Raw genomic sequence first — 7,934 nt, 5'->3', positions numbered from 1 at the left:
CCGCTGTGCTCCACGGCTGCGACCACCGCATCGCTGCCGACCTCTGGCAGCCGCTCCCGTCCCCGAGGCGAGAGCCGGACGGTCGCCTCGGCGCGGTGCAGCCGGGCCCGGAAGTCCACCACATGCGCCCGCCACCAGGCCGGCAGGTCGAAGTCGGCGGGCCGGTCGAAGGACTCCGGCAGCGCCTCCAGGGCCAGGATCTGATTGACCCGGTAGGTGGCCGGGTCGGCCCGCTCGGGTCGGGCCGCCACCACGTACCACCGGCCGCCCTTGAGCACCAGGCCGTACGGCTCCAGCGTGCGGGTCACCTCGCCGTTCCAGCTGCGGTACCGCACCCGGATCCGGTGCTGCCGCCAGACGGCGTCCGCCGCGGGCGCCAGGTACGGCGACGGGTCGCCGTCGGAGTACCAGCCGGGGGTGTCGAGGTGGAAGCGTTGCTGGAGCTGGGCCGCCCGGTCGGCGAGCGGGGGCGGCAGCGCGGCGCGCAGCTTCAGCTGGAGGGTGGCGACGACCGACTCGTAGCCGAGTTCGGTGGCGGGGCCCGGCAGGCCGGCGAAGAGCAGCCGTTCCGCCTCCTCGGCGGTGAGCCCGGTCAGCCGGGTCCGCCAGCCGTCGAGGAGCTGGTATCCGCCGGCGTGGCCGGCCTCGCCGTAGAGCGGGATGCCGGCCGTGTGCAGCGACTCGACGTCCCGGTAGATGGTGCGGACCGAAACCTCCAGCCGCTGCGCCAGCTCTGCGGCGGTCATCCGGCCGTGGGTCTGGAGCAGCAGCAGGACGGAGAGCAGGCGACTGGCGCGCATTCCACTGACAGTACTTGTCAGGAGAGTGGTCGTAGCGTGCCGGCATGGCATTTCGGGACAAGGAACTGACCGTGCCGGGGACCGTCGAGGTCGCCGGCCGGCACGTCAAGCGCTACCACATCGACCAGCCGGACCGCCGGCTCGAACCGGCGGTGGTGGAGGCCGCCTACGCCTTCCTGCCCAAGCTGCTGCCCGAGCCGGACGGCACCCCGCCGGCGAGCTGGGTGGTGCTGCACCGGGGCGCGGACAGCGGTGCCTACCTGCTGGCGTACAGCTGGTTCTGGGACAACGTGGTGGAGTGCCACCTCGCGGTCGCCGGCCAGCCGGCGCTGGACTGCCCGGACGACCACCCGGCGCACTTCGTGCTGATGCCCCGCCCCGGCGTGGGCTGCGTCTGGGAACTCGGTGTGCTGGAGCACGAGCGGGCGGCCTGGATCCGCCACGTCCTCGCCCCCGACCGCGCGGACCTGGCCGGCTACCTGGCCGACACCCGCGCCGAGGGGCCGGTGGGCTTCTGAGGGGCGACTTCGACTTCCTCGTCGGCACCTGGGACGTGGCCAGCCGGCACCTGGTGCGGCGGCACGTCGGCAGCGACGAGTGGGACGAGTTCCCGGGCACCACCGTGGCGCACCGGTTCTTCGACGGGGCGGGCAGCTTCGACGAGATCCGCTTCCCCGCCCGGGGTTTCTCCGGCTCCACTGTGCGCATCCTGGACCCGGCCACCGGGCTCTGGTCGATCTACTGGATGAACAGCCGGCGGGGAATGCTGGAGCTGCCGCCGGTGGTCGGCCGGTTCGTCGACGGCGTCGGCACCTTCTACGCCGACGACACCGACGAGGGGCGGCCGATCCGCTGCCGGTTCATCTGGTCCCGGATCACCCAGACGTCGTGCCGCTGGGAGCAGGCCTTCTCCACCGACGGCGAGCGCACCTGGGAGACCAACTGGGTCATGGAGTTCACCCGCGCGGGCTGACCGGTCAGGCCGGCTGGGGAGCGGTGCTGCGGTAGATCGCGGTGAGCCAGACGTCGAGCAGCACGTCGACCACGTCCTGCTCGGCCACGGCTGGTCCGTCGCCGGCGAAGGTCGCGTACCAGACCCGTTCGTTCATCGAGTTCAACGCGATGGCGAGGTCCCGGGCGGGCAGCCCGTCCGGGGCCGCGCCGCGCCGGCGTTCCCCCTCGATCGCGGCCTGGACCGCCTGCACCCAGCGTTCCAGCACCGCGGCCCAGAGCCGGCGTACCTCGGCATTGGTGCCGCGGACCTCGGCGCAGGCCAACACCACCGCCCGGTGCCCGCCGAAGGCGGCGTGGAACCGGCCGATCAGCTCCCGCCACCGGGCCCGCGGGTCCTCGGCGAGCCGGTCCAGCACGTCGCCCGCGGCGGCGTCCGCCTCCTCGGTGACCCGGTCCAGCAGGGTGAGCAGCACCGCGTCCTTGGAGGGGAAGTAGAAGTAGAACGTCGGCCGGGAGATGCCGGCGCCCCGGGCCAGGTCGTCGATGGAGATGTCGCCGAAGGCGCGCTGCTCCAGCAGCCGCTCGGCGGTGGCGAGGATGGCCAACTCCCGGTCGTCGCCCGTCGAGCGGCCGGGCCGCCGCCCGCGGCTCGGCGCGGCTCCGGTCGGCGTACGGGCGGCGGTCATGACGGCTGATGCTACACCCGCTCAACACACTGTCGACAACACTCGACAGGGTGTTGACTCGCGTCGACAGCGGTGGATAGGGTCCGGTTCACTGCCCAGCGACCGGGAGATGCCATGGTCCCCGACCACGTCGACGTCCTCATCGTCGGTGCCGGCCTGTCCGGCATCGGCGCCGCCGTGCACCTGCGGCGCAACTGTCCAGACAAGACCTACGCCGTGCTGGAGGCGCGCGGGGCGATCGGCGGCACCTGGGACCTGTTCCGCTACCCGGGCATCCGCTCCGACTCCGACATGTACACCCTCGGCTACTCGTTCAAGCCGTGGACGAACCCGAAGGCGATCGCCGACGGCGACTCGATCCGCAGCTACGTCCGGGAGACCGCCAGCGAGTACGGCGTCGAGGAGCACATCCGCTTCCACCACCGGGTGGTCCGCGCCGAGTGGGACAGCACCACGGCTCGCTGGACGGTGCACGCCCACCGCGACGACACCGGCGAGGACGTCGTCCTCACCTGCGCCTTCCTGCACACCTGCTCCGGCTACTACCGCTACGACGAGGGCTACACCCCGGACTTCCCCGGTGTCGACCGGTACGCCGGCCAGCTCGTGCACCCGCAGCACTGGCCCGAGGACCTCGACTACACGGGCAAGCGGGTGGTGGTGATCGGCAGCGGCGCCACCGCGGTGACCCTGGTGCCGGCGATGACCGACCGGGCCGCCCACGTGACCATGCTCCAGCGCTCGCCCACGTACGTCATCTCGCTGCCGTCCCGCGACGGACTCGCCGAGGCGCTGCGGCGCCGGCTGCCGGCGAAGGCCGCGTATTCGGTGGTGCGGTGGAAGAACGTCCTGCTCGGGGTGGCCAACTTCCAGCTCAGCCGGCGCACCCCCGGCCTGGTGAAGAAGCTGCTCCGCCGCGCCGCCAAGGGCAAGCTGCCGGTCGGCTACGACATCGACCGGCACTTCACGCCCCGCTACAACCCCTGGGACCAGCGGCTCTGCGTCATCCCCGACGGCGACCTCTTCGAGGCCGTGAGCGCCGGCCGGGCGTCGGTGGTCACCGACACCATCGACACCTTCACCGAGCACGGCATCCGGCTGACCTCCGGCGAGGAGCTGCCGGCCGACATCGTGGTCACCGCCACCGGCCTCAACCTGCTGGCCCTCGGCGGCATGACGGTCGCGGTGGACGGCGAGGAGGTCAACCTGGCCGGGACCGTCGCCTACAAGGGCATGATGCTCTCCGGGGTGCCGAACTTCGCCATGACGATCGGCTACACGAACGCCTCCTGGACGCTCAAGGCCGACCTGGTCGCCACGTACGTGTGCCGGCTGCTGCGCCACCTCGACGCCACCGGGCAGCAGATCGTCACCCCGGTCGCCCCGGCCTCCGGTGAGCTGGAGCCGATCATCGACCTGAAGTCCGGGTACGTGCTGCGCAGCGTCGACCAGCTGCCCAAGCAGGGCGCGACGGCACCGTGGCGGCTGTACCAGAACTATCCCCGGGACGTGGTCCTGATGCGGCACGGCCGGCTGACCGACGAGGGCGTCCGGTTCTCCCGGGCCGGCGCCCCGGAGGGTGCCGCCACGGCGGACCCGGACCGCGCGGCGGTGCCGGCCGGCGCACCGGACGCGACCGGGGAGCACGTTCCCGCCGACACCCCGGTCGCCTGACCGCCGCCCGCCGAGCGCGAAAGGGAGCCCACCCATGCGTGACTTCGTCTTCCCCGGCGGCACCGCCGTCGTCACCGGCGCCGCCAGCGGCATCGGTGAGGCCCTGGCGCACGGGCTGGCCCGGCGCGGCAGCGACCTGGTGCTGCTCGACCGGGACGCCGATCGGCTCGACGCGGTGGTCGCCGCGATCCGCGCCGCCCATCCCGACCGGCGGATCGAGACCCATCTGGTCGACCTCGCCGACGCCGACGCCACCGACCGGGTGGCCGCCGACATCCGGATCCGGCACCCGCGTATCCGGCTGCTGGTCAACAACGCCGGCGTCGCCCTCGGCGGCCGCTTCGACCAGGTAACCCTGGAGGAGTTCTTCTGGGTCGTCGACATCAACTTCCGGGCCGTGGTGCGGCTGACCCACGCGCTGCTGCCCGCGCTCAAGTCCGAGCCGGGCGCCCACCTGGTCAACCTCTCCAGCCTCTTCGGCCTTATCGCGCCCGCCGGTCAGGCCGCCTACTCGGCCAGCAAGTTCGCCGTGCGGGGCTTCACCGAGGCGCTGCGGCACGAACTGGTCGAGGACGGCGTCGGCGTCACCTCCGTACACCCGGGTGGCATCCGGACCCGGATCGCGCAGAGCGCCCGGGTCGGCAGCGGTGTCTCCCCCGAGGAGTACGAGCAGGGCCGGAAGCAGTTCGAGAAGCTGCTCTCCATCGACCCGGCGAAGGCCGCCGAGGTGATCCTGCGCGGGGTCGAACGCCGCCGCGCTCGGGTGCTGATCGGCTGGTCGGCGAAGCTGCCGGACCTGCTGGCCCGGATCGCCCCCGCCTCCTACAACCGCGTCCTCGCCCTCGGGCTCAACCGGGCCGCCGGCGCCCCGGCCGCCCGGTCGACATCCCGGCTGGACGGCGCCGAAATCCCAACGCCCCGGCCCGCCGGGGAACCGGCCGAGCACCCCGGACAGCCGGCATGACGGCGGTGTCCCTGCCGGCCGCCGACGAGCTGCTGGTGGCCGGGCGAAGGGTGCGCTACCGGATCGCGGGTGACGGGCCGCCGGTCGTGCTGTTGCACGGCATCGGCCGGACCCTGGACGATTTCGTCGAACAGCAGGACCTGCTCGCCCGGGATCACCGGGTGATCAGCGTCGACCTGCCCGGCCACGGCGGATCCGCGCCGCTGGACGGGCCGCACACCCTGCCGGCGTTCGCCTCGGCGGTCGCGGACTTCCTCGACGCGGCCGGTGTGGACAACCCCGCGCACCTGGTCGGCAACTCCCTCGGCGGGGCGGTGGCGATGCGGCTGGCCGTCGACGACCCGTCCCGGGTGGCCAGCCTGGTGCTGGTGAACAGCGCCGGGTTCGGCCGCGAGGTGACCGTCGCGCTGCGCCTGCTCGCTCTGCGCCCGCTGGGTCGGCTGCTGCTGCGCCCCAGCCTGGCCGTCGCCCGGCGGACCGAGGAGGCCATCTTCCACGACCGGTCGTTCGTCACCGACGAGCGCGTCGCGCACGCCCTCGCGGTGGCGCGTCAGCCGCACGCCGCCCCGGTGATGCTGGAGCTGGTCCGCAGCCTCGGCACCCTCCGCGGCGTCCGGCCACAGTGGCGGGAGGAACTCCTCGCCGCCGTGTCCGCGCTGGACATCCCCACCTTGATCGTCTGGGGCGATCGGGACCTGATCCTCCCCGCCGCCCACCTGGAGACCGCCCGCGCCCGGCTGCCGAAGGCGCGGACCCATCTCTTCCCCGACACCGGGCACATGCCGCAGATCGAGCGGGCGGAGGAGTTCCACCGGTTGGTCACGGAGTTCTGGTCGACGACCGGTGCCTGACGATCAACGTCAGCGCCACCAGGGCGCAGAGCAGGCCGGCGATCACGTGGATCGGTGCGGGGTTGCCGGCGTCGATGCCGCTCTGGATCGCCACCGAGGTGGACAGGACCACCTCACCGAGCACGATCAGCGTGAACAGCTGGTACCGCTCGGCGATGTGGTGCGGGTGCCAGGTCGTCGCCCCGCGCCGTTCCGCCACCACCCGGATCGCGAAGAACACCATCAGCTGACGTTCTCTCCGCCCTAAAGGGCGGAGATTCCCTCCGCGCTACGCGCGGGACTGCCCGCAACGCCTGGGTGGATTCCTGCTTCTCGGCGCGGTGCCGGCAGGGGTGCCGGTCTTACCTGCGCTCCACAGGCGTTTGAGTTGTCCCAGCGCCCCTGGGCCAACACGTTGATCGCTGCGTTGACGTCCCGGTCGTGGACCGCCCCGCATGGGCAGGTCCACGACCGGACGGACAGCGGCTTGGGCCCGTCGAGCCGGCCGCACCTCGAGCACGCCTGCGACGTGGGCGCGAACCGGCCGATCCGGCCGAACGTGCGTCCGTACCGGGCGGCCTTGTACTCCAGCATCTCGACGAAGGATGCCCAGCCGGCGTCGTGCACGGACTTGGCCAGCCTGGTGCGAGCGAGGCCGGTCACGCACAGGTCCTCGACGTACACCGCTTGGTTGTCGCGGATGATCCGGGTCGAGAGCCGGTGCTGCCAGTCCCGCCGCGTGTCGGCCACCCGGGCGTGCACCTTGGCGACCTTGACGACGGCCTTCTTGCGGTTGCTGCTTCCCCGTTGCTTACGGGACAGGTCCTGCTGCAACCGGCGCAGCTTGCGGGCCGCTCGGCGCAGGAACTTCGGTGCTGCGATCTTCTTGCCGTTGGACAGGACGGCGAAGTGGGTCAAGCCCAGGTCGATGCCCACCTCGGCGTTCGTGGCGGGCAATGTTTCGTCCTCGGTGGTGGTCACGACGAACGAGGCGAAATACCGCCCGGCCGCATCCTTGATGATCGTGACCGACGACGGCTCCGACGGCAGCCGCCGGGACCACGTGACAGGCACATCGCCGATCTTCGGCAGCCGCAGCCGCCCGTTGTCCAACACCGCGAACCGGGAGTTCCTGGTGAACCGGATGGCCTGCCGGTTGTCCTTGCGCGACCGCAACCGCGGCGGCGCGACCTTGGGCCCCTTGCGTTCACCGGTGAGCGAGGAGAAGAAGTTCCGGTAGGCGGTGTTCAGGTCCGCGAGGGCCTGCTGCAGCACCACCGCCGACACCTCGCCCAGCCACTGTCGCTCGGGCGTCTTCTTCGCCCCGGTGATCACCCGCTTGGACAGGTCGCCGTCCGACACGTACGGCAGCCCTTCCACGCGAGCCTGCTGCCGGATGCGCAGCCCGTCGTTGAACACCACCCGCGCGCACCCGAACGCCCGGGCCAGCGCTTCCTGCTGGCCGGGCGTGGGGTAGACACGGTAGTTGTACCGAAGCTGCACATCGGACAGTCCAGCATTGATGTACGACAGACTCGCCGAAGATTGGCACAGGCAGACATATGTTCACCGAGCGGCACCTGACCTGGCTGGAGGAGACCATGCGCGCGGTGTGCGTCGACTTCCAGACCGAGCTGGTCGAGTTCAACGGCGAGGCCGAGCATGTGCACCTGCTGGTGAACCTCCCGCCCAAGGTTGCCCTGTCGAAGCTGGTCAACAGCCTCAAGGGCGTGTCATGGCGGCGAATGCGGCAGGTGTTCCCGGACTTCGCGCGCCACTACTACCCGACCAACAAGCTGGCGTCGCCGCCCGATGCGCCTCGTCCCTGCGGCGGGCCCGCATCGGTCGGTGCCACGGCCGGACCTGACCGGTGGGGCTCAACGGCGCTCTCCTCGGTGCCGGCGGGCGACTGCGCCCACACGGTAGCCCGGCCGTAGCGGGCGGGGAATCCGATCCGGCTCAGCCCGCCGTCGGCGCCAGGGGCGCGGGCGCCGCGGCCGGTGCACCCGCCGGCTCCCACCGGGAC

General features: G+C 72.1%; 9 protein-coding genes and 1 pseudogene. 6 read left to right on the top strand and 4 right to left on the bottom strand.

Translation table 11 applies throughout. The annotated features are described in order from the left end of the window. Nucleotides 1–800: helix-turn-helix transcriptional regulator (locus tag DKL51_RS24265; RefSeq protein WP_124812544.1), on the bottom strand; the 800-nt coding region annotated here is incomplete at its 3' end. A 44-nt stretch (nt 801–844) separates the two neighbouring features. Between DKL51_RS24265 and DKL51_RS24260 the strand changes: the two genes are divergently transcribed. After that, nucleotides 845–1,318 carry a hypothetical protein gene (locus DKL51_RS24260; protein ID WP_124812543.1) on the top strand — a complete coding sequence of 158 codons (474 nt, stop codon included), beginning with the start codon at nt 845–847 and terminating at the stop codon, nt 1,316–1,318. 35 nt (nt 1,319–1,353) lie between these two features. Further along, nucleotides 1,354–1,773, top strand: coding sequence for a hypothetical protein (locus DKL51_RS24255; protein ID WP_260428649.1), 420 nt, complete (start codon nt 1,354–1,356; stop codon nt 1,771–1,773). 4 nt (nt 1,774–1,777) lie between these two features. Here DKL51_RS24255 and DKL51_RS24250 read toward each other — a convergent pair whose 3' ends face one another. Further along, entirely contained in the window at nt 1,778–2,440 is a 663-nt protein-coding gene (locus DKL51_RS24250) for a TetR/AcrR family transcriptional regulator (protein WP_109943629.1), read from the bottom strand. Between the two features lie 114 nt (nt 2,441–2,554). Here DKL51_RS24250 and DKL51_RS24245 point away from each other — a divergent pair, with 114 nt between their 5' ends. From DKL51_RS24245 to DKL51_RS24235, 3 genes are read left to right on the top strand one after another with little or no spacing between them, the layout of a single operon-like run. After that, nucleotides 2,555–4,114, top strand: coding sequence for a flavin-containing monooxygenase (locus DKL51_RS24245; protein ID WP_124812542.1), 1,560 nt, complete (start codon nt 2,555–2,557; stop codon nt 4,112–4,114). 34 nt (nt 4,115–4,148) lie between these two features. Beyond that, nucleotides 4,149–5,078, top strand: a complete 930-nt coding sequence (locus tag DKL51_RS24240) for an SDR family NAD(P)-dependent oxidoreductase (protein WP_124812541.1) — start codon at nt 4,149–4,151, stop codon at nt 5,076–5,078. After that, nucleotides 5,075–5,929, top strand: coding sequence for an alpha/beta fold hydrolase (locus DKL51_RS24235; RefSeq protein WP_124812540.1), 855 nt, complete (start codon nt 5,075–5,077; stop codon nt 5,927–5,929). Before DKL51_RS24240 ends, DKL51_RS24235 begins: the two co-directional genes overlap by 4 nt. On the opposite strand, the gene DKL51_RS24230 is transcribed toward DKL51_RS24235, so the two are convergent. Further along, nucleotides 5,898–6,152, bottom strand: a complete 255-nt coding sequence (locus DKL51_RS24230) for a low temperature requirement protein A (protein WP_124812539.1) — start codon at nt 6,150–6,152, stop codon at nt 5,898–5,900. The genes DKL51_RS24235 and DKL51_RS24230 overlap by 32 nt on opposite strands. A 20-nt stretch (nt 6,153–6,172) precedes the next feature. Beyond that, nucleotides 6,173–7,411, bottom strand: a complete 1,239-nt coding sequence (locus tag DKL51_RS24225; RefSeq protein WP_124812538.1) for an RNA-guided endonuclease InsQ/TnpB family protein — start codon at nt 7,409–7,411, stop codon at nt 6,173–6,175. A gap of 65 nt (nt 7,412–7,476) precedes the next feature. Here DKL51_RS24225 and tnpA point away from each other — a divergent pair. After that, nucleotides 7,477–7,845: pseudogene (tnpA, locus tag DKL51_RS36645) on the top strand (IS200/IS605 family transposase); the annotation flags it as partial. Nucleotides 7,846–7,934: the final 89 nt, after the last annotated feature.

It is taken from the genome of Micromonospora globispora, assembly GCF_003857015.1.
Classification (GTDB): domain Bacteria; phylum Actinomycetota; class Actinomycetes; order Mycobacteriales; family Micromonosporaceae; genus Micromonospora; species Micromonospora globispora.
The sequence above is the reverse complement of the archived record's forward strand: the minus strand, read 5'-3'. Positions and strand labels throughout refer to the sequence as shown.

What these genes read in the sequence shown, in the direction of transcription:
- DKL51_RS24260 (WP_124812543.1), top strand. Translation starts at nt 845, where the DNA reads ATGGCATTTCGGGACAAGGAACTGACCGTGCCGGGGACCGTCGAGGTC.
- DKL51_RS24250 (WP_109943629.1), bottom strand. Translation starts at nt 2,440, where the DNA reads ATGACCGCCGCCCGTACGCCGACCGGAGCCGCGCCGAGCCGCGGGCGG.
- DKL51_RS24245 (WP_124812542.1), top strand. Translation starts at nt 2,555, where the DNA reads ATGGTCCCCGACCACGTCGACGTCCTCATCGTCGGTGCCGGCCTGTCC.
- DKL51_RS24240 (WP_124812541.1), top strand. Translation starts at nt 4,149, where the DNA reads ATGCGTGACTTCGTCTTCCCCGGCGGCACCGCCGTCGTCACCGGCGCC.
- DKL51_RS24235 (WP_124812540.1), top strand. Translation starts at nt 5,075, where the DNA reads ATGACGGCGGTGTCCCTGCCGGCCGCCGACGAGCTGCTGGTGGCCGGG.
- DKL51_RS24230 (WP_124812539.1), bottom strand. Translation starts at nt 6,152, where the DNA reads ATGGTGTTCTTCGCGATCCGGGTGGTGGCGGAACGGCGCGGGGCGACG.